We start from the raw sequence: 21,760 nt of genomic DNA on the forward strand, positions 1-21,760 counted from the left end.
CTCAGTCATGAGTTGACTGCGATGCAGTCGCCGAGTGCGGTGGCTAAAGGGTCGAAATTGGGCTCAGAGAGTCCAAGATGAATATGCCGTCGCCAGCCTTCGGCGTGCGTAAAGGTCGTTATCGGTGAAGTAACGCCAGACCTGCGGCAGAGGCTGGCGACCTCGCGATGTTGCTGGACCATGGTTTCTAGATAGGCACTAATGCCCTGCGTGGCGTCGAGCCACTGATCCTGGCTGGCATGAGCGGCTAAGAGTTGCCGCTTGAGGTCCATGTGCCCGCTGACGTCCACAAAATGTGTAGGGCAGACCAGCGTGCCCAGCGGTTCACGATTGCCATGCGGCTGCGCATGGTAGATGGCCAGGTCATTCTGATACGGCGCTACCGGAGGATCGCTAACGAAATTCGGCATGGCCCGCACAAAGGCTCCACCAAGGGCTAGTCGAGCAGCATTCTGGTGGTCTTCCATGTAATCCAGCGGAGCGTGGGTCAGAATGATACTTGGTCTGGCCTGACGCACCACAGCGGCGACTCGTCGATGCAGTTCGGGCGTGTAAAACACCTCCAGGTCGTCGCAAATCGGCGGATAAAAGACTGCTGGTAGTAGGCTGGCCGCCCGCTGGGCCTCGGCCAAACGCACGGCAGCGCACTGCTGGCGATCGAGCGTCGTCGAGCCGCAACAGCCATTAGCAATATTGAAATAATGCGCCTGCCAGCCTCGCTGGACCAATTGCAACATCGTGCCCGCCATCACAAATTCGATGTCGTCAGGGTGCGCGGCAATAGCCAAGACCGATGGCTTCATCGTTTTGCTCCGTTATGCATGACGATCATCTAGTTGTGGGCACAAGGTCATCTTCTATCATCATCGCCCAAGATCAATTGCTCGGCTTGCTCAATGCAGTTTTCGATTTCAGACTCAGACAGTTCTAGGATTCGCCCAGCGCCCAGCAGGCTTGAAAGTCGCCGTTGGGATAGCTGACCTTCGGCGCTGGCCGCCAGGAAGATAATCTGCAGAATCATCAGTCGCAGATCGCGACTCCAGCGATTTCGACCAGACCACAGAAAGCCGCCTATGCTCAATCCGCGGGTTCGCAAAGTCGAACATACGCTACCCAATTCTGCCCGGTCGATATGCACACCACCAACGCGCTGGAGCGCTGCGATTGTTTGCACGATTTCGGGTTCGGTGACGTGTTGGTCTTCCAGAATGGTCAGGGCTGCGGCCTTGATCAGATCGCTTTGAACCGTGCGTTCATTTTCAGGTACTGAGTCACCCAGGATCGAGGTCTCGAACTGGCTCTTGCACTTGCGGCACTGGACTTGTTCCTGCCGCCGTCCAATCGGAATGACCGGGATGAAATACAGCGTCAAAAACGGTCGCACGCGCCGTCGACGATAATTCTGCTGAGAATCGCAGGCCGGGCAATAAAAAATGCCGGTCTCAATCGTCTTCGGCCAATCCCACGTACCAATCACGATCATGCACTGGAACCCGATAGCTGCGCGGAAAAAATCTCTCGGTGGCTAAATTCGCCAGAACCTAGCGCGTTGGTCGAAACCCACCGTCTGGCGACGGTAGCTACGTCATGGTGACGTTAGCTACGGTTTGGCGAGGGTTCTTAAGGGTGCAGTTCAGCCAGCGGACTGGTTGGCAGTTCAAATCGTGTTCCAGGCTGCAGCGGATGCCCTCTCAAGAACTCGGCTACAGTCATATCGCGTTTGCCCGAGGGTTGCAAGCGGCTAATTGCCAATAGTCCTCGTCCGGTACGGACGACCATCACCTGGTTCCAGGGTGCCGCCCAGTCTAAGCCCAATTGTTGGCTACTACTCTGCCAGACATGTCCAAGCACTTCGTTATCTGCAGTGCAAATTGCTTCTATCGATTTACTGTCCGGTGGCAGCGGGCTGTCTAGATATCTGGCCGCTTTGATGGACAATCGCATCCTTTTACCACCCGGCCACAGCAGCTCAGCAAATGTACCGGGCCAAGGCTGGCAAGCGCGTATCAGGCGTACTAAGTATTCCGCAGGCAAACGGAAATCTAGCTGTCCATCCTGCTTGGAAAAGCGTCGCGCACGTGTCATCAAGGTTGTATCTTGGCGCTGGCCTATTGGTGACTGGCCGTCCCAATCCTCAAGCAAGTCAACCGCCTCGACAGTCGCTTGCACCCCCAGCACAGCCAATCGCGGTTCCAGTTCGCCGGCCGTTTCATCCGGCAAGATGGCAGTCGCTCGAATGGAAATGGCTGGGCCGGAATCCAATCGCGGAGTCATGTGAATCACGGTCACACCAGCCAGCTTGTCGCCGCACAGCAGACTCCACTGCACCGGTGCGGCCCCACGATGGCGAGGTAACAACGAGCCGTGTAGGTTGATGCCTCCCAGTCGAGACGACGATAGGCAGTCGGCCGACAGTATCTGACCGTAGTCGCATACGAACAGCAGGTCACAACGTAGCTCACGCAACCGCTCGATGGCCGGAGTGTCGTTGATCGACGGAGGTTCCCAGAGTGGCAAGTTGTGCCGTGCAGCCCAGTCAGCAACGGGACGATTGGGCAATTTGCTGCCAGTCTTGGACTGCAACAGGCTGGCTGGAACAGGTCGCGTAACGACCAGTGGAATGTCGTGCCCCAATGTGCGCAGCGCTTCTACAGATGGTACCGCAAATGGCCCTGTTCCCAGCACGACAATCCGCATCGAATTTGTTGCTTGGCGTTTGAGTAAGAGAATAATAAGTTACGTCGCCATTAGGAGCTAGGTGGCAGTCGGCTAGACAGATAACCAGCACTGGTTTGAAAATACTTGCGGCGGCGCGATTGAACAGCGGACTGATTGGCCGAATTCTGTTGTTTCAAATCATCCAGATTCGCCAGGCAGTAACGGCATTGGACGGTCTGCAGATGGAAGCGAATGTAATCCAATTGTGCATCGTCCATTGCCGACAACAAAAAGCTGCCAAGCTGTTGTCGCGAGGGGCAAGTCAGTCGTTGGCGGCGCCAAATCTCGCCCAGTCCATGTACCCCCGCTTCGCGCGTTGCCGCCACCTGGACCAGCCGATCGCGGAGTGCGGCATCGCTGCGCAAAGCCTGTTCGATTTGAACCATCAGCTCACTGGCCAATATCTCATCCAGATAGCCTTGCAGTTGTTGGTTGGTAAAACGGTTGCTCATAACTACGATCGTAAATTTACGCGCCTGTGGTGGGCCGGCGCGGGACCACGTTGACTGCAATCAAGCAAAGCTTCTCTTCCACGACACACATTTCGTTTCACCACTCCCAGGCACCGGCGCCGATTGTGCCACCCTACAGTTGGCGTATACGGTTATCTAACTGTTACGTTACGGCAACGATGTGGTTTCAGCAACGGGAGTTTCAGTCGCGGGAGAAACTTGCGCATTGGCCGCAGTTACTGCTGATGGCGGCAAGAACTCGATCCAATCCACGTTCATCAGCCCTTGTTGGGATTGCTGGTTCTTAAATACCGCAAATACGTCGCAGCGTAACTGTTGAGGCTCAATGGGGCACTCGATTTGATAAAACTCTTCCCAGTGCCCGTTGACCGTTACTTCCAATGTCCCCAGCAATGTGCCGGTACGTGACTCAGCCCGGAACTCGATGACCCCGCCTGCTCCGGCACTGGCCACTGAGGCGCGAATTCCACCAATCTGGTCCAGCCGCACATCGGGAAACATCAAGTAGCCACGATGTTCGATGGCTCCCATAAATCGTCCGCCTTCGGCCTGTTTTGAATCCAGCGCCTTGGTGCGGCGGTGTTTGGCCGCATGTTCGGCTTGTATTTTCCGCGAGCGGAGCACAATAGAAGTGGTCGAGGTCATGGCCGGTACATCGCCACGTCCCCCATCGGTATAGCTGGCCTCCAAGCGTATTGCCTGAGCATCTGAGGGTACCGTCAGCTCATTGCGCAATCCAATCGCTGTTGGCGGGGACGATTCTTCGCTCACGCTGTAGACATACTCGACCATTGTCTGGGCATCGGCCAACGAGTAATGTTGGTGAGGCAACATCGGAACCTTGCCCCACACCCCGGTAGAACCTTTGAGCACACGCTGAACCGATTGTTCCTGTGCGCCAGCTTGATCGCGATACTTGCGAGCAATTTCGACAAATGATGGCCCAACCAGCGGGCGATTGGCAGCATGGCAGTTCAAGCAGTCCGACTGTCGAATCAACCTCAGGCCAGGAGGTAAATCGCTGTCACCGATTGGCTGGCCATCGGCACCAACCGACGTCAACTGAACGTTCATTCGACTAACGGCCGATGGGTTAAGTTCGCTGAGTTGTGGATCTTGATCAACGGCTGCATAGTTGCTGGTGCCGTCTTCAAAGTCTGTAATCTCCAACTCGTAAGCGATCGCCTGCCCCGGCATAACGAAATCGAACTCGGTGGGTCTCAGGAACTTGATCTCGGGCGGTTGATTGCCAACGATAACCGTCGCCAGCGCGTGACCGCTAGCAGCCGAATCGTCCCAGGCTTCCAAGTAAATGGTGTATACGCCAGGGTCGGCGATTATCAATTCTTGTCGCTCATTGGCTCCGACCACTTCATCCACCGCAGGTAGACCATTGCTCAGCGTTGGTGATGCCGTTGAATTCCTGTCCCCAGTAGCATGTCGGACCACGGAATAGCTCCACAGATACTCTAGCAAATCGCCATCCGGATCGGTTGATTTAGCAGCCGATAGTTGAATTCTAAGCGGCTCACGTCCGAAGGTGCGATCGATGTCGATGACAGGGCGCGGTGCACGATTGCCGCGCACGTAATCCAGGCGGACAAGTTCTGCATCATGGTTGATGCCCCACGTCTCGCCATACAGCAATACATGCAGGACACCGCCGCGATCGAATTTCAGTTGGATGGGGCGCGTGAATTTTTCTGCCTGGAGAAACGGTTCGATACGATCTACCCGGCCGTCCGCCTTCAGGTGGACGGCCATCAGCCAATTGCGAGACCATTCATGGATAAACAAACAACCTTCGAAATAGTCGGGCAGGCGGTAGGGATGCGGTTGGTAGTCCTGAGCATAAAATACCGGGCCTGCACAGGCTGTGCGTCCGCCCGCACCGAGTTCCGGAAATTTTTCAAAAGCTGACCCAGGATAATAAATCAGCGCAGGTTGGGCCGGAGGTAGCTGGCGAGTGCCAGTATTGTTGGGAGAATGGTTTTCCGGGGCCAAGGGATCCATCGGCTGGCCAGCCATTTTAGTTTCGAAGTCGTAGCTGGAGTAGGCAAAGTTGTCGCCGATAAAGTAAGGCCAACCGAAATTGCCCGCTTGCCGGGCTTGATTGATTTCGTCGTAACCGCGTGGACCGCGTGGACCATCCTGGCCAGCGTCTGGTCCAACATCTCCCCAGTACACATAGCCGGTTCGCTGATCGACACTGATACGCCAGGGGTTGCGACAGCCCATGACATAGATCTCGGGCAAGCCCTGCGATCCATCGGCTGGAAATAAATTGCCTTCTGGAATCGAATAGCCGCCGCCTGGCTCAGGGCGAATGCGCAGGACTTTGCCATTCCAATTTTGCGAGTTCGCCGATGTGCGCTGCGCATCCCAGGGCTCACGATCGGCCCGTGGATCGATCGGCGCGTAGCCTTCGGAAAAATCAAATGGATTGGTATTGTCGCCGGTACCAATGTACAAGCAACCATCCGGACCGAACTCCAGTGAACCGGCATGATGGCAACACTCCCGCCGTTGCTCCGGATACTCCAGCAACTGCTGCTCTGAATCCAACAGCAGTCGTCCGTCGCGAAATTGAAAGCGGCTGACTCGCTGTCCCGAGAAGTCGGGCGGAGAGTACTGCAAGTAAATCCAGTGGTCGTTTTCAAAATCGGGAGCCAGGGCCAGCCCGATCAAGCCGTTCTCTTGTTCGGTCGTAACTGATAATTCGCCGACTACCGACTGCACACCCGTCTGCGGGTCAATCGTCTTAAGTTTACCCGCTAACTCAATCAAAAAAATTGTGCCATCAGCAGCAATATCGAACTCCATCGGCTGCTGCAATTGCGAGGCAATTGTTTTGCGTTCGAAACGTGACCAGTCCAGTGTTTCATCGGCAGGTTGCACGAGGCTGGAGTCTGCCGAGTCAATCAGATCAGCAGCCACACAGGGGCCAAACGCAATGGTCAACGAAAGGCAATTTCCCAACAGCCGCCAGCCTGCATGGAGCGCTGCGCGAAGACGGTACGTCTGTATATTCATCTAACGGTATCACTGGCTGGCAAGTGGAACGGTGCATGACTCTCGTCGAAACGTGAGTTCGACGCGGCCCTTATTATAACCACAGCCAGTGCAAGCACGAAGCACGTTCCTGCACGCAAACTGCAACTGTCGTCGCCAGCAGGCGATGGCAGGTCCGACCAGTGCGCGCCTGGCGGTCGCTTCGATGAAGTTTGCTATTACTCAAGTCCAAAAACGTAGCTGTCGTCGCCAGTAAATGGTGTGTGCTCGTCCACCGTCTGGCGACGGTGCCACGAGGAAGACGGTAGCTACAACTGCCAGGCAGCCAATCAATTCTGGAGATTAGCGAGCTGATTCGGTTCCCACGGTGCTGGGGTCGACTCCATCCACGTAGCTCAGCAGCGCTTTGTTGCGGTAGGGCTGTTGCAGCTTGCGAACCGCCTTGCTTTCAATCTGCCGAACACGTTCGCGAGTTACCGAGAATATTCGGCCCACTTCCTCTAGGGTATAGGAGTAGCCATCGGCCAAGCCATAGCGAAGCTTCAGGATTTCTCGCTCGCGAAAATTCAGTGTCTGCATGGCTTCGTTGATATGTAGCTTGAGCGCTTCCTGATTGGCCTCCAGTAATGGGTCATACTCACGATGGTCTTCCAGGAATTCGCCGAAGTAACTGTCTTCGTGGTCGCCTACGGGTTGATCCAGCGACAAGGGCTGCTTGGACATCTTGATAATAACCCGAGCATCCTCGACGGCCATGCCGATGCGAGCAGCGGTTTCTTCGACACTGGGTTCACGACCTAGCTCTTGAATGAGTTGACGCGACACCAATCGTACCTTGGTCATGGTATCCATCATGTGAACTGGCACGCGGATCGTGCGGCTTTGGTCAGCGATGGCGCGAGTAATTGCTTGGCGAATCCACCAGGTGGCGTAGGTTGAAAATTTGAAGCCACGCTGATGCTCGAACTTGTCCACGGCACGCATCAAGCCGGTATTGCCTTCTTGAATTAAATCCAGAAAGCTCAGGCCCCGGTTGCGATATTTCTTGGCGATCGACACAACCAATCGCAAGTTGCTGGCCGATAGATCACGTTTGGCTGCGTCATAGGCCAGTCGATTATTGCGAACGCGCTGAATACGCCGCCCCAGAGTTCGTGGGCTTTCGTAGGTTATACGCATCAGATAGCGCAGTTCCTCGCGAGCCGATTCCAGCGATCCGCTGATCATGGGAGGCGATTGCAGCGAACAGTCCAATTGTCGCTTGAGCAACTGCATACGACCTTCGATGGCTTCTAGCTTCTTGAACAGCGGCTCCAAACGATTGGTTCGTAGATTCATTTCTTCGACCAAGCGAACGGCCCGATTACGCCGACGCGTCAGACGCTTCCAAGCAGCGCGGCGCGTGATCGCGTCTAACCGTCGATTGATAGCGATGAAGTAATCATGGTGGTTCGAGATCAACAGTTGTCGGAGCGTGGTCACATTGGGCACAATCCGCTTCATGATCGCCTTCTTCTCGGCAGCGTTGGTTACGCTGACTTCGATAGTGCGGTCGAGTCGCAGTTTGCTGTCGCGGACTTGTTCGAGAAGCTTACATGCACCTTGCAACATGAAGTCGGTAGCCAGCATCCAATGGCGATAACGGCTACGAGTGCGGTCGATATGTTTCGCGAAGTCGATTTCCTGCTGACGGGTTAACAGAGGAATCTCGCCCATCTGCATGAGATACATGCGGACGGGATCGTCCGTGCCGTCCGTGTCGTCATTCAATTCCTCCAGGTCGCCTTCCTCGATGTCCAGTTCGTCCAGTTCTTGAATCTCTGCCGTCTCGTTGGATTCATCCAGTTCGGCATTCAGCGCATCACCGCCAAAGCTTGCCACGGAATCCAGGTCATCTACGTGAACGAATTCAGCTTCAAAGCCATCTTCAAAACCTGTTTCCGAGCGATACTTCTTGTTCATCGGTGGTCTCTCTGGTGTACAACTGGTTGGCGAGTCGGTCGTCAAGTCATCTACGGGCAACTTGTCGTCCCGAGGCTATTCGCAAGGAGCACTCGCAATGCCAGTGAACCATGGAGAACTGGTGGGGAGCTGTAAGTCTTTACGGAGCAATTGTTTGCGCCCGTCGTCGGGTTGGGACGTCCAGTGGCGACGTTTCGATTTAACCTCGTTTAGACGCAGAAGGTTCGATGGGCGTTTCCTAAAAACAACAACAGTCGGCAACGAATCCTAGGCAGTCCAGGGGGATCGGACAAGTCTTTGAAGGTGGGTGTCGCTGGTCAGGCAGTGATTGCCAGCTCATAATGCTACCCAACCATAACCAATTCCTCGTTTCGTGGGGTGGGACAAGCGGGGCAGACAAGTTCTGTGTGGCACGTCATAAAACACGCAGATACAGGCAGTTCGTTCACATATCAAATGTCTTTCCCCGCGTCCGCCCACCGCGTGCGCTAACAAGAATGTCCCCGAGTGCCCTATCAATTTGACACTTCTGACATCACCGGCCAGTTCATTTTGCTGGGCACGGGCACTTCCGTAGGGGTGCCGACCATTGGTTGCGGCTGCGAAGTTTGCCGGAGCACAAATCCGCGAAATTGTCGCACCCGAACGGCGGCAATTGCAGGGCTGCCCGAAGGTAATCTGCTGTTCGATACACCGCCCGATTTGCGGCAGCAGTTGTTACGAGAGAACATCGGAATCGTGCACGCCGTAGCCTTCACGCACGACCACGCCGACCATCTCATGGGGCTGGATGATCTTCGGCTGTTTCCGTTTCGATTGGGTGGGCCTGTGCCGCTGTACTGTGAACCGAATGTCCAGCAGCGGATCGCCAAGACGTTTGATTACGCATTCAACGACGGACCGCAAACTCATCCTGGAGCCATTCCCAGCCTAACGTTTCATGCAATTGGTACTGAGCCGTTTCACGTATTGGGCGCTCAAGTGCGACCGCTAAGAATGTTGCACGGTCCCAATTTCCAAGTTCTTGGATTTCGGCTCGGTAACATCGCCTTTTGTACTGACACCAATTACATTCCCGAAAGCAGTTTGCAAGTGTTAGCGGGCGTTGAATATTTGATCCTTGATGCACTGCGCTATCAACCACACCCCACGCATTTTCACGTGGATGCGGCCATTGATGTCATTCGTCAGGTAGGGCCGCGTCAAGCGTATTTAACCCACATTTGCCACGACCTGGAACATGAAGAAACGTGTCGGCGCCTGCCCGACGGAATTGACCTAGCCTATGACGGCCTGCGTTTGCCGCTGGTGCTGTAGCACGCACCGCTGCCGGTCACACCTAATCGTCATCCCGCTAGGACTTGACCGTTAGACGATCTTGCGAGATGCGGCGATAGTAGTCGATCGTCTGCCGCAATCCTTGGTCTAGCGATGTTTGCGGTTCATACCCCAAAAGAACGCGGGCTTGGGTGATATCGGCTAAGCTTTCTCGAACATCGCCCACGCGGGCTGGCTGAAAGTTTGGTTGAACCGACTGGCCGAGCAGTTCGGAAAGTGCGTTCAATAATTGCAGCAAACTCGTTTGTCGACCTTCGGCCATGTTAAACACTTTGCCGGCTGCTTGCGGTGCTTCAGCGGCTAACAGATTGCCGTGTACGACGTTCTTGACGAACACAAAATCGCGAGACTGGCTTCCATCGCCGAAAATCATCGGCGGCTTGCCGCTCAGAATGGCGGTCACAAATAACGGAATGACGGCCGAGTAAGGACTGTTGGGGTCTTGTCTGGGGCCAAAGACGTTGAAGTATCGTAGCCCGACGGTCTCCAAGCCGAAACTGTGAAAGTAGGCTTGGCAGTACAACTCGCCCGCCAGCTTGGCGGCAGCGTACGGGCTAAGAACTTGGGGTAAGTCCGTTTCACGCTTGGCCGAATAGGGCCGGTCGCCATAGGCACTACTGCTAGCCGCATACACGACGCGGCGCACCCCGGCTTGGGCGGCTTGGTGCAGTACGTTCAGCGTGCCAGTAACGCAGGCTCTGTGCGTATCCAGCGGTCGCTCGATGCTCAGCGGAACAGAAGCCAATGCGGCCTGATGAAATACCAGCTCGACATCGCGCACGGCGCGAGCCGTGATAGACTCATCGGCAACATCGCCTTGGATGAATTCAATGTCGTCCCACACGTCGGCCAAGTTGTGTTGAAAACCAGCGCATAGATTGTCGAGCACGCGAACAGTGTCGCCGCGTTTAACACACGCCTCAGCAATGTGTGAACCGATGAAGCCTGCGCCGCCAGTGACTAGAACTCGTGCCATCAGGGAGTTGCCTTAAGCCTTAGAATCCGGTGAGCTAATAGGCGAAATCAGCCTAGCCACCACCTCGCATAACTCTAGCACTCGCCTAGCACCAAACCACTCGGCAGCCGATGACAAGGCGAGGTATATCGTTCAAATTGTTAGGATTGTGCTGGATGTAGCGGGCCAACTGTAGAACCCGCAGCCCTGTGTCAAAACGCCTCGGACGGAGGACGGGTTGACTTGGTAATGTCGTCCGGAAGTCGTGATTTGAATTTCGATTCAGCCGGCTCAGACTACACGCCAGCCACCAAACAGGAAACCCCAGAAAACATGCCTAATGACCGTGCGTCGCAACCTCATCCCTGAGTACTAAAAACTCGCCTACCTTAACGTTACATTGATACTCTTTCATGAACGCTTGGCTCGCGACCAATTTAGTCGTTTGACAATCCACTCCGGATCAGGTCGACAGTCCAGAATCGCACATACGTCGCTTCCAACTTCTCCGCAAGCGTCATGCTGCCTTAAGGCAAATCAATTGACATGTCTGCGCCTCAAAATTGCCATCAAAAATGATTTTACATTGTGGCCTTGAACGTATCGTAATCTAACCGACAACGGGGTGAGGGCAACGTCGAGAGTGATAGTGCGATTCCTACCCGTAGATTTTCCATCCCGTCACCGCCGACGGAGCAGAGCGTTATGCAGGGCCGAGTGCGCAGGCGAAGCTGGCCAGATGGCCGTATTGTACCAAGAGGAAGGCCGGATGTGTGCCAGTCTGTATGTGGGTTGCACAGAGGGCTGTCCGCCGCCCAAAGTCGGTCGTCACCGAGTGCGCTGGGGCTCCAACAGTCATCCATTGTTCTGTGCGCAGCGATGAGAAAAGCGTTTGACCAAAGCCATCAGCCTAGGCAGCACGATTTGGCATTTTGGTCGTCAATCTGTCGCGAATTTGTGTGAAAGCCCAAACAAGTGCTACTGCTCACCCGATGAAAATCCAGCCGACGAACAAATTCAAGAGTGCAATCGCGGCAGCGTTCTGATGTCATCCGGAACCAACTTCTATGTGCAACCCGCTCGCGCCGGTCCACGATCGGCGCGAGCGGTTGCAAAATAGAAAAAGTCACCAAACCGCAAATTCAGCTTAGTAGCGGTAGTGGTCGGACTTGTACGGACCTTCCACGGGAACACCGATGTAGTCGGCTTGATCGGGAGTAAGCTTTGTCAGTTTGACACCGAGCTTCTCCAGGTGCAGACGAGCCACTTCTTCGTCCAGCTTCTTGGGCAGCATGTAGACCTTGTTGGCGTAGTCGCCCGAATCGCGTTTGGTCCACAATTCTAGTTGTGCCAAAACTTGATTGGTGAAGCTGCTGCTCATTACAAAGCTGGGGTGGCCTGTCGCGCAACCCAGATTGAGCAGTCGGCCCTCAGCCAGGATCAATACGCTACGGCCAGTCTTCTTGAAGCGATACTGGTCATATTGCGGCTTGATGTTGATCCGTTCGACCTCGCCGGCCTTTTCCAGCTTAGTCAAGCCGGCCATGTCGATTTCATTGTCGAAGTGACCGATGTTGCCGATAATCGCCTTGTCCTTCATCTGCCGCATGTGATCGACGGTGATGATGTCTTTGTTGCCGGTAGTGGTGATAAAGAAGTCGGCATATTCGATGGCATCTTCGAGAGTCTTGACTTCGTAACCTTCCATCACAGCTTGCAAGGCGCAGATCGGATCGATTTCGGTAACGATGACGCGACAGCCTTGACCGCGCAGCGACTGGCAACAGCCTTTACCGACCTCGCCATAGCCACACACTACGGCGACCTTGCCACCCATCATCACGTCACTGGCGCGATTCAGGCCATCGACCAGCGAATGACGACAGCCGTAGCTGTTATCGAACTTGCTCTTGGTCACTGAATCGTTGACGTTGATGGCCGGGAAGAGCAGCGATCCGTTCTTAGCCATGTCGTACAGTCGAGCCACCCCCGTGGTGGTCTCTTCACTGACACCACGAATCGTCTTGGCCATTTCAGTCCACTTGCCAGGATTATTTTGCAGTTCCGACTTGAGCAGCGCCAGTACCACGCCCCATTCTTCGGAATCTTTGTCGGGATCAAAGTCGGGTACAACGCCCGCAGCTTCATACTCGACCCCCTTGTGAATCAACATCGTGGCGTCACCACCGTCGTCGACGATTAAGTCGGGCCCCGAGCCATCGGGCCAAACCAAAGCTTCATTAGTGCACCACCAGTATTCTTCCAAGGTTTCGCCTTTCCAGGCGTACACGGCTGATCCCTTGGGCTTGTCCAGCGAACCACCACGACCAACTACCACGGCGGCCGCAGCGCTGTCCTGGGTCGAAAAGATGTTGCAACTGACCCAGCGCACATCGGCACCCAGGTCGACCAAAGTCTCAATCAGCACTGCAGTTTGCACGGTCATGTGCAAGCTGCCCATGATTTTCACGCCCTTGAGAGGCTTCTTGGCAGAGTAGCGTGTACGCAGCGCCATCAGGCCTGGCATTTCGTCTTCGGCTAAATTGATTTCCTTACGACCCAGGTCGGCCAAGGCCAGCGCTTCGTCACGCTTGCCTTCGGTCAACAAGTCGAATGCACGCACCTTGTAATCTAACCCTTGACCCTTGGTTACCACCGCACTCATTTCGAACTTCTCCTAATGTGAATTGAACTCTGAAAATGCACTCACCAGACAAGGAATTCTGATGATGCGTAAACTGTATAAAACCTTTTCAAACTCGATGACCCACTGCTGCGAACAGCGCGGGCCCCTTGGCCGATGGATCTGGAGGTAGCGGATGATATTTAGATAATCTCATCCCTGCCCCGTCCAACCAGCGGCTCAACTCATCTTCGGCAACGCCCAAACGAACGTGCCCCATTTCCTGGCGATATGCTTGGCGATCATGCGGCACAAGATCGACAACCACCAACGGTGCTGACCGCTTGAGTATCCGCGTCGATTCGCTTAACACCAGCTCAGGACTCTCCACGTACGGCAGTACCATGACTAACCAGGCTACATCCACCGACTGGTCTTCCAGTGGCAGTTCGGTCAACGATGCCTGCTGAATGACGACATTGTCCAAGCCGCTCAGCCGTTGACGAGCGGCAGCCAACATGGATGTAGAATTGTCCACGGCGATCACTTGGCGCACGTAGGGTGACACCAACTGAGCCAGCGGAGCGGATCCGCATCCCAATTCGGCAACCACTGCATCCGCAGCTAGGCTGGCTGCCAGAATGAAAGCATCCAACTGCGAGCCGAACAGCTCAACCCGCAGGCGGTCCCACTCGTCGGCTGCAGATCGAAAAAACGCTTCGCTCCGCGAGCGTTGAGCCAGTACCTGTCGCAGTCGAGCCTGATCCTGGAGTACTGTCGCCGAGTTTTCCTGTTGCCCAACTACCCAGCTCCACAAGTGTTCTCGCGACGAACTCCAACGTTCGGCAGTCGTTGAGTACAATTGATTGGTGCCGTCGCGACGATGCTCCACCCAGCCATCGGCGGACAAAACCTTTAAATGCCGACTGACGGTGCTTTGAGGCATTTGCAGGATCGAACACAACTCGCCCACCGATAGCTCCTGCTGGCTCAAAACCGCTAACAACCGGACGCGGGTCGCGTCAGCCAGCGTTTGAAGCCATTCTAGTGAGTCGGTAATCATTGACTGTGTCTCTCGCCAACAGACTAGCTGTTGGTTGCTACTCGGTATCCATTCGCCCGTTCTGTAGGCCGGGCATGCGGGATACGGTGTATACGGCCAGAAACGCTAATGTTCTGCGGAATGCAGCCAAGGTCGCTCAAATGCAATTACCGAGCCCCAACCCGCTGGCCGCCGAATCCCAAGGCTGAATCATTCATCCGTTCATCCGGATGATTAAATTATTCGATAGGGACTGGAAAACGTCAAGCGGTTTTATAGAATTACGCCTCCGGAATCCCCAAATGGGTGGTCTTGTGGCGCTTGGCAGGGATATCCGGCGACTGAGAGTTGTGAATCATTACGGACCTTCAATCGGGTGGAATTATATGACTTCGACCAGCGGGATGAGCGATTTCGGACGGATCGTACTCGGCTGTCTAGCCCTGCTGGTCCTCGTTATACCGTCTGCCATTGTCCGTGCGGCGGACTGGGGGCGGTTCCGTGGGCCCAGTGGCGATGGTCAGGTGCAGGGGGTAATGCCGTTACAATGGAGCGAGCAGGAAAACATCGCTTGGAAAGTAGTGGTGCCCGGCCAGGGTCATTCCTCCCCCGTTATTGCCGATGGAAAGATATGGCTTACCACAGCGATTGCCGAGCCGCTGAGCGACCAGCAACAGCGTGAGCAATTAGCTGGGCGCAGAGACGCTCAAAACGTCAACTTGGTTGGTAGTCTGTCGCTGCACGCTTTGGCTTTCGATCAGCAGACCGGCAGGCTACTTCATGACGTGCAGATATTTCAACCGGAGCATCCCGAGCCGATTCACATTACCAACACCTATGCTTCACCAACACCGGTGATTGATCAAGGTCGACTGTATGTTCACTTTGGGACATACGGTGCTGCAGCGGTCGATACGCAAAGTGGGCAAGTGCTGTGGCGATTCAACCAACTGCATGTTGATCATCAAAATGGACCCGGTAGCTCGCCAATCATCTGGCAAGATTACTTAATTACCCACTACGACGGCACCGACCAGCAGTTTCTCGCAGCCCTGAAACTCTCCGACGGCTCGTTGGCGTGGCGCACCGATCGCTCTGGCGAGATGAATCCCACGCCTGAGATGAAAAAGGCGTATTGCACGCCAACCATCGTGCATACACAGCGCGGTCCGGAACTGATTTCACCAGCCGCCGACTGGGTTTACGGTTATGATCCGCGCGATGGCAGCGAATTGTGGAAGGCAAATTATGGTCGGCTTGGTTTTTCCACCGTGCCCTGCCCCATCGTTCGCAATGGAATTGCTTATGTCTGCACCAGCTTCATGCAGTCCAAGCTGTTGGCAATTCGCTACGGAGGTCAAGGGGACGTGACCGATAGTCATGTGGTCTGGACATCGGAGAGTAACATTCCGCAAAAGCCATCGTTGGCGCTGGTGGGCGATCTGCTCTTCGTGTGCAGTGATTCGGGTATCTTGACTTGCATGGATGCCGATTCCGGAGAAGAGGTCTGGCGTGAGCGGATCGGTGGTAAGTATTCGGCATCACCACTGGTCCATGATGATCGCGTCTATTTCTTTAGCATGGAGGGCAAAAGTACCGTCATCCGCGCCGCCCGCCAATTCCAGCGGTTAGCCGAGAATCAACTGGACGAGGGCTTCAACGCCTCGCCAGCAGTCGCCGGTGGTGCGCTGTTTGCGCGCACGGACTCGCATCTGTACCGCATCCAGCAATAGGTGGTGCCGATGACTAATGTCGCGTTGGGAATGTCGCGTTGGGAATGTTGCGTTGGCAATGAATCGTACTCGTCCCGAGCTGAATTGGTCTACCGCCGAGTATTTGCGTGAATGCTAAAATGCAACTCTCAGGTCGAGTAAAGCGTTTTTTCCAAGGGCTGCATGTATTCGGAATCGTCCTGGGTGTCTTATTCTTTGCCGCTTCACTGACGCCCTCGCTGCTTCCCCGGCCTCCCTTGATCCAGGGAATTCTGTCTGGTTTGGCATTGTCGCTTGGATATGGACTAGGGATTCTATGCGTTGAAGTGTGGCGGTACCTTCAACTACCAGTGGCAACAAATCAGACATCGGAGGTCATGCTACGCATTGCCATCATGCTCAGTGTGATGCCGATGAGCTACTCGGTTTGGCGAGCCGCTAAGTGGCAGAATTCGATACGAACACTGATGGGGCTAGACCCACTCGATAGTGTACAGCCGCTGTACTTGTGTGTGGTAGCTTTCGGTATGTTTGTAATGCTCTTGGCAATGGCGCGCCTATTTCGGACCATGCTGCGTTTTTCTTCCACCAAGCTTGAGCGGTTTTTTCGTCCGCGCCTGGCACGGTTATTGGGGCTGGCGGCATGCTTGTGGGTGTGCTGGGCTATTTCCGAAGGTATCATCGTGCGCTATGCGATGCGGGCCATCGATCGGTCCTTCCAGCAGCTCGATGCACTGATGGATGACGATCTGCCTGTGCCCACTGCAGCAATTCAAACTGGAAGTCCGGAGTCGTTGATATCCTGGGAATCTCTGGGAAATCAAGGTCGAAAATTCATTTCTGATGGACCTAGTGCATCGGATTTGGAAGCGTTCTTTCGACAGCCATGTGCGCAGCCAATTCGAGTCTATGTCGGTTTGAATTCTGCGGACTCGGCACAGGAACGGGCAGTATTGGCATTGAACGAGCTCATCCGCGTTCGGGCTTTCGAACGATCTGTCTTGATTCTCGCAACTCCTACGGGAACTGGCTGGATTGATCCCGCTTGTCAAAACCCACTTGAATACCTACATCGGGGCGACATCGCTACGGTGGCTGTCCAGTACTCCTACCTGAACAGCCCGTTAGCTCTGTTGACCGAAGCCGCGTACGGAGCGACCACGGCAGAAGCAGTATTCAATGCCATCTACGGGTATTGGAGAACGCTTCCCCGACATGCTCGCCCACGTCTGTTCTTGAACGGATTGAGCTTAGGATCCTTGAATTCAGATTTGTCTTTTCAGTTATTCGATGTGGTCGACGACCCCTTCGATGGCGCTTTGTGGTGTGGTCCGCCGTTTCTGCATCCGACATGGAAGCAAGCAACGCATCAACGCCAGTCCGGTTCCCCTGTATGGGAGCCTCGAATTCGCAACGGAACGGTGATTCGCTTTATGACTCAAGGCGGTAATTTAGCCCAGGCCGGGGAGACGTGGGGGACTTTTCGAATCGCGTTTTTACAATACGCAAGTGATCCGATAACTTTTTTTGACCCTAGGTCGGCTTGGCAAAAACCGGAATGGATGAATGCTCCGCGAGGCGCAGATGTGTCGTCAGAACTTACCTGGTTTCCGGTGGTAACTATGCTGCAGTTAGCTGCCGACATGATTGTTGGAACAGCCCCGCCAGGCTTCGGACATAACTATGCTGCACACGACTATATCCGAGCTTGGCTAGGATTGACCGAACCTCAGGGCTGGAGTAGCCAAGAGTTGGAAAGATTGCACCGACTGTTTGAGAAAACGCAGACTGCCTCCTATGGAGCACCCTAAGTGATAGCCACACTCAATTGAAAAAACGAGAATGGGAGTGTTGCAACGGATCGAATACCTGCCTGGACGATGGCTGTCCCTGTGGTTGCGTTGGTGTCTGATTTTTGCTTTGCATGGAAAATTAGCTTTCATCGCGGCCTGCTTCTTGTTGGCTGCTCTGTTTGGTGCCTTTGTTGCTTTGGTCCATCGAGGTGCATGGAGGCTTCGATGTGCATTGAAGTACGTCTACTGACGGTCTCGATTTACCCAGCGATTGGCTAGCATTCGGAATTGGCCTTGCGGCTGATGATCGCGGTTGTTTAACCTGCCCGGCGACGAATTGCTCTAGGGGGGACGTCTGCCCGCCGGAGGCATATTCGACTTTGGCAACCGACTAGCCGATGGACATGCTGGCTGAACAAAAACCACGATGGGCGCGCCACCTGTGCTGGGTCAGCTTACTAGCTGGCACAGCTTTGGTCAGCGGCTGCAATCGTCCGGGCTACAATCCTTACATGCCGCCTGGTGCGGCCGGATATCCCTATCCGGCACCCACGGCAGGTATGCCCGCAGGACCAGGTTCGGTTTACGCTGGCGGTCAAATGGCACCACAGTTGATTGAGCTGCAGCGACGATCGCAAGAGCTGGATGCCAATAATCGTCAATTGACGATGCAATTGGCACAGATTCAACAACAGGCCACGGCTTACCGCGAGCGGGCCGACCTGTTAGCCCGCCAGTTGGAAGATGCCAACCGTCAGAATTCACAGTTGCTGGCTACGGCGCAACAATACGCTGATCATGTCCGGGGCATGCAGGCTTCTATGACATCGCGGGGCGGTGCCCGGCTGACCGCCAACAATTCACTATCTACCACTGCGCCCTCCGGCATGGACATCCCGGGTGCGCGAGTCTTGCCCGAAGGCCAGTTCATTCGAGTTCGCGTGGCAACCGATCAAATGTTTGCGCCGGGCACCGCCCAACTTAATCCGATTGCTGCTTCCACACTGGATCAATTCGCGGCCCTGTTAGCGCGTCAGTACCCGCGGCAGCGCGTAGCCGTCGAATTGCACACAGATGCCGGCGGAGCGAATGGATTGCCCTTTACACAACAATCTTCGACAGCTCAGGCGCAAGCCGTAGTGGACTACTTGATTCAGCGACATGGCTTGCCAGTGCAGCAGTTGTACGTCATCGGGCATGGACCCAGCCGTCCGATCGCAGACAATTCTACTCCTTCGGGTCGCGCTGAAAACCGACGACTGGAATTAGTCGTCACTCCAGAAACTTTCTAAGCGCAATCGCACCAACACAATGCGTTGCTATACTGTCGCAGGCATCAATTGATCGCGTCCGCCAACGTCGGTTGCATCATCCCGCCAGAGTTTACTTGCTGGAAGAGTTCGTGTTATGTCAGAAGCTTTGCACCTGTATGACCGTTGGCTCAGGATTGGCCGGGGCCCAGCGGCACTGAATTTTCACTATCGCTGGCTCAGGCAGCAGTGCGATCAGGACCGGCATCCAACGACCGGCGAACGAATCGTGGATTCCATAGACATTCCTGTGGATATTCATCCCGAAACGGCGGCGGTCGATAGTGATGGCCAGTTGTCGATACTGTGGAGCGATGGGCGCCAAAGTCATTATGCTGGCCAGTGGCTTCGCCAGCATGCTTACTCAGTCGGGCAAATTGCGGCACAGCCGCCGCCGAGTGATCTGGCAAGTGTTTTGGTCTGCCAAAACACCAATTTGGCTGAGTCGGTATTGGATAAAGTTCGCCAAGCGGGTGTGGCTCTCGTGCGAGACTTTCGTTTCGGCGATACTATTGGACCCGACGACACCGAAGCTCTCATCGATATGTTTGGCAAGGCTGGGCTGACAATTGTCGGTACACACTTTGGCAGAATCGAAGACCTGCGCACCGACAATACAACCAATCAAAACACTGATCAGCTCGGGTACACCAACGCCGGTGTCAACCTGCATACCGATCAGCCATTCCTGGATGACCCGCCACGTTATCAACTGCTGCATTCCATGCGCACCGCCGATGTAGGTGGCGAAAGTTTCTTGGTCGATGCTTGGCATGTAGCCGCGTATCTCAAGGCCGTCGATGCCGAGGCGTTCCGCTTGCTGACGACCCTACCGGTCCGATTCCATCGTCAGCAGAAAGAGTTTGAGCGGATTGTTGATGCACCGATCCTAAAGGTAGTGGACGGACAGTTGTCGCAAGTGCGTTACTCCTATTTTACTCACGCACCGTTTCGCTATCCGTTTGAAGTGATGGAAGCCTGGTATCGAGCCTACGATCGCTTTGTAAACGTCGTGCGCAATCCGACGCATCAATATCGCTTCTTGTTACAGCCAGGCGACTTTGTCTTCTACGACAACCATCGCATGTTGCACGCCCGTACCGCCTTTCAAGGCCCGCGCTGGGTTCGCGGGGTCTATTTCAATTAGTTGCAATCCGAATCAAACACACGCACCGTTTGCCAGTTCTGTTTGTTGCGCTGAATGAACTCGGTGTGGCGTGGGTCAGACTGATAGGCATCGTGAGCAGCGCGGTCGGTGAAGACAGTGTGTAGACTGACGTCGAACTGGCGGTCATTAACCGGGCGGCTGAGATCTGGATTCAGCGTCCCACAGGCGAAATAGTCCAGGCCTGGATGATCATCCAGGTACTGGTGCATGTCGGATAGTAATGCCTGGACCTTCTCCGGTGACGCGTCGTGGAGAGTAAAGTAGACCATGTGCGCCAGTTTCGAGCCGCTCATTGTGTTGGTTCCTGGATGATGCTAACGCGTGCGAAATCAATCAAATCTGGCTCAGCTATTGCCCAGCCGAACCGGTACAGTCATTTCAGTGCCGCCACGGATAATCGTAATTGGCACTACCTCGCCGGGACGACGCGTTTCAATCAGCGATAGAAAATGGTCGGCGCTATCCACCTTCTGACCTTCAACGGCCAAAATCAAGTCCGCGGCGGATAGATCATAATAGGAATGCTCGACCTGAAATAGTCCTTGCCGCTTCACCTGTTTGACCAACTGAAAGCCCTTCAGTCCCGCCGCCTCTGCTGGACCGCCCGCCACCAAGCTAACAATCAGTAGTCCCTTGTCCGATTCGTAGACCCGTGAAATGCCAATCGAGGCGCGAATCACCTTGCCGTGCTCGATCAACTGCAACACGATGCGTTGAATCGTACTGGCAGGGATGGCAAAACCGACTCCGGCACTATCGCCGTCGCTGCTGATGATAGCCGTATTCATCCCCACCAGTTGCCCGCGCGTGTTGAGCAGCGGACCACCGGAATTGCCCTGATTGAGCGTAGCATCCAGTTGAATCAGCGAGCGGATCGAGCGACCGGTCTTGGACGGAATCTGCCGATCTAAACTGGAAATCATGCCGGTTGACATTGTGCGCTCCAGTCCAAAAGGATTGCCAATGGCGTATATGCGTTGGCCGACGCGAAGTTGTTCCGAACTGCCAAATGCCAAAGGATGCAAGTGGTCGGTCGGTGCATCAATTTTTAATACCGCAATGTCGGTATCCGGGTCTTGTCCCACCAGTTCAGCAGGATAGGACAAGCCGTTGTACAGACTTACCGTGACCTTTCGCGCGCCTTCGACAACGTGATAGTTCGTTAGGACATGACCGGCTAAATCCAGTACGCTGCCGCTGCCGGTACCTTCACGTAGTTTGAGTTGCGAAAATGCTCCGACGCCTACCGATTTGGTGGCAATATGTACCACGCTACGATTGCATTGCTCGTAGACATTCATGCTCACCAGTTCTTCCTGCAGATAGATTGGTTCAGAATCTACAGCAGCGGGAGTGATATTAGGGGCTGTGGCAGAATAGATGGGCTGCGCAAATGCAGTAGCAGGAGTCGTCATGCTACAGGCCAGTAGAGTACTGAGTGCGACGGCAGTACGGATGCAGCCAACGAATAGCACTGACTGGCTTACCCCGCGATGGTCGGGCATATACTCGTCATCCCGACTAGCCCATCCAATCCAGTTGCGAAATAACATCAAATCCTCCTTGGTCCCTAGAATACGTCCCGACCATGCCCTGCGAGTAGCGCGGCCCATACCAACTCCTACGATTGAGAAAGAATGTTAGATCGAGACCG

16 protein-coding genes are annotated in these 21,760 nt (G+C 54.7%); 5 read left to right on the forward strand and 11 right to left on the reverse strand.

Going from position 1 to position 21,760, the window contains the following annotated elements:
- Nucleotides 1-5 precede the first annotated feature (5 nt).
- From KF752_06715 to KF752_06740, 6 genes are all read right to left on the reverse strand, one after another.
- Nucleotides 6-803: a PIG-L family deacetylase gene (locus KF752_06715; GenBank protein MBX3421233.1), complete on the reverse strand. Its 798-nt coding sequence runs from the start codon at nucleotides 801-803 to the stop codon at nucleotides 6-8.
- A gap of 47 nt (nucleotides 804-850) precedes the next feature.
- Nucleotides 851-1,483 (reverse strand): zinc ribbon domain-containing protein, encoded by a 633-nt coding sequence (locus tag KF752_06720; GenBank protein MBX3421234.1) that lies wholly within the window; start codon nucleotides 1,481-1,483, stop codon nucleotides 851-853.
- 137 nt (nucleotides 1,484-1,620) lie between these two features.
- Nucleotides 1,621-2,697 carry a methionyl-tRNA formyltransferase gene (locus KF752_06725; protein ID MBX3421235.1) on the reverse strand — a complete coding sequence of 359 codons (1,077 nt, stop codon included), beginning with the start codon at nucleotides 2,695-2,697 and terminating at the stop codon, nucleotides 1,621-1,623.
- A gap of 50 nt (nucleotides 2,698-2,747) precedes the next feature.
- On the reverse strand, nucleotides 2,748-3,170 hold the full coding sequence (locus KF752_06730) for a hypothetical protein (GenBank protein MBX3421236.1): 423 nt from the start codon (nucleotides 3,168-3,170) through the stop codon (nucleotides 2,748-2,750).
- Between the two features lie 168 nt (nucleotides 3,171-3,338).
- Nucleotides 3,339-6,224: a PQQ-dependent sugar dehydrogenase gene (locus KF752_06735; GenBank protein ID MBX3421237.1), complete on the reverse strand. Its 2,886-nt coding sequence runs from the start codon at nucleotides 6,222-6,224 to the stop codon at nucleotides 3,339-3,341.
- Between the two features lie 321 nt (nucleotides 6,225-6,545).
- Nucleotides 6,546-8,165 carry a sigma-70 family RNA polymerase sigma factor gene (locus tag KF752_06740; GenBank protein ID MBX3421238.1) on the reverse strand — a complete coding sequence of 540 codons (1,620 nt, stop codon included), beginning with the start codon at nucleotides 8,163-8,165 and terminating at the stop codon, nucleotides 6,546-6,548.
- 507 nt (nucleotides 8,166-8,672) lie between these two features.
- Here KF752_06740 and KF752_06745 point away from each other — a divergent pair.
- Nucleotides 8,673-9,482 (forward strand): MBL fold metallo-hydrolase, encoded by an 810-nt coding sequence (locus KF752_06745; GenBank protein ID MBX3421239.1) that lies wholly within the window; start codon nucleotides 8,673-8,675, stop codon nucleotides 9,480-9,482.
- A 37-nt stretch (nucleotides 9,483-9,519) separates the two neighbouring features.
- On the opposite strand, the gene KF752_06750 is transcribed toward KF752_06745, so the two are convergent.
- From KF752_06750 to KF752_06760, 3 genes are all read right to left on the reverse strand, one after another.
- The gene (locus KF752_06750) at nucleotides 9,520-10,479 is read right to left on the reverse strand and encodes an SDR family oxidoreductase (GenBank protein MBX3421240.1); all 960 of its coding nucleotides are present in this window, start codon (nucleotides 10,477-10,479) and stop codon (nucleotides 9,520-9,522) included.
- Nucleotides 10,480-11,605: 1,126 nt separating this feature from the next.
- Nucleotides 11,606-13,123 (reverse strand): adenosylhomocysteinase, encoded by a 1,518-nt coding sequence (ahcY, locus tag KF752_06755; GenBank protein MBX3421241.1) that lies wholly within the window; start codon nucleotides 13,121-13,123, stop codon nucleotides 11,606-11,608.
- Nucleotides 13,124-13,211: 88 nt separating this feature from the next.
- Nucleotides 13,212-14,144, reverse strand: a complete 933-nt coding sequence (locus tag KF752_06760) for a metalloregulator ArsR/SmtB family transcription factor (protein ID MBX3421242.1) — start codon at nucleotides 14,142-14,144, stop codon at nucleotides 13,212-13,214.
- 365 nt (nucleotides 14,145-14,509) lie between these two features.
- On the opposite strand from KF752_06760, the gene KF752_06765 reads away from it, so the two are divergent.
- From KF752_06765 to KF752_06780, 4 genes are all read left to right on the forward strand, one after another.
- Complete coding sequence (locus KF752_06765; GenBank protein MBX3421243.1) at nucleotides 14,510-15,856, forward strand: PQQ-like beta-propeller repeat protein; 1,347 nt, start codon at nucleotides 14,510-14,512, stop codon at nucleotides 15,854-15,856.
- A gap of 107 nt (nucleotides 15,857-15,963) precedes the next feature.
- Nucleotides 15,964-17,646: an alpha/beta-hydrolase family protein gene (locus tag KF752_06770; GenBank protein ID MBX3421244.1), complete on the forward strand. Its 1,683-nt coding sequence runs from the start codon at nucleotides 15,964-15,966 to the stop codon at nucleotides 17,644-17,646.
- A 380-nt stretch (nucleotides 17,647-18,026) separates the two neighbouring features.
- A complete protein-coding gene (locus tag KF752_06775) occupies nucleotides 18,027-18,920 on the forward strand; it encodes an OmpA family protein (GenBank protein ID MBX3421245.1) in 894 nt (297 codons plus the stop codon).
- 115 nt (nucleotides 18,921-19,035) lie between these two features.
- Nucleotides 19,036-20,085, forward strand: coding sequence for a TauD/TfdA family dioxygenase (locus KF752_06780; GenBank protein MBX3421246.1), 1,050 nt, complete (start codon nucleotides 19,036-19,038; stop codon nucleotides 20,083-20,085).
- Here KF752_06780 and KF752_06785 read toward each other — a convergent pair.
- Nucleotides 20,082-20,399 (reverse strand): Dabb family protein, encoded by a 318-nt coding sequence (locus KF752_06785; GenBank protein ID MBX3421247.1) that lies wholly within the window; start codon nucleotides 20,397-20,399, stop codon nucleotides 20,082-20,084. The genes KF752_06780 and KF752_06785 overlap by 4 nt on opposite strands.
- 51 nt (nucleotides 20,400-20,450) lie before the next feature.
- Nucleotides 20,451-21,659 (reverse strand): trypsin-like peptidase domain-containing protein, encoded by a 1,209-nt coding sequence (locus tag KF752_06790; protein MBX3421248.1) that lies wholly within the window; start codon nucleotides 21,657-21,659, stop codon nucleotides 20,451-20,453.
- Nucleotides 21,660-21,760: the final 101 nt, after the last annotated feature.

It is taken from the genome of Pirellulaceae bacterium, assembly GCA_019636385.1.
Taxonomy (GTDB): domain Bacteria; phylum Planctomycetota; class Planctomycetia; order Pirellulales; family Pirellulaceae; genus Aureliella.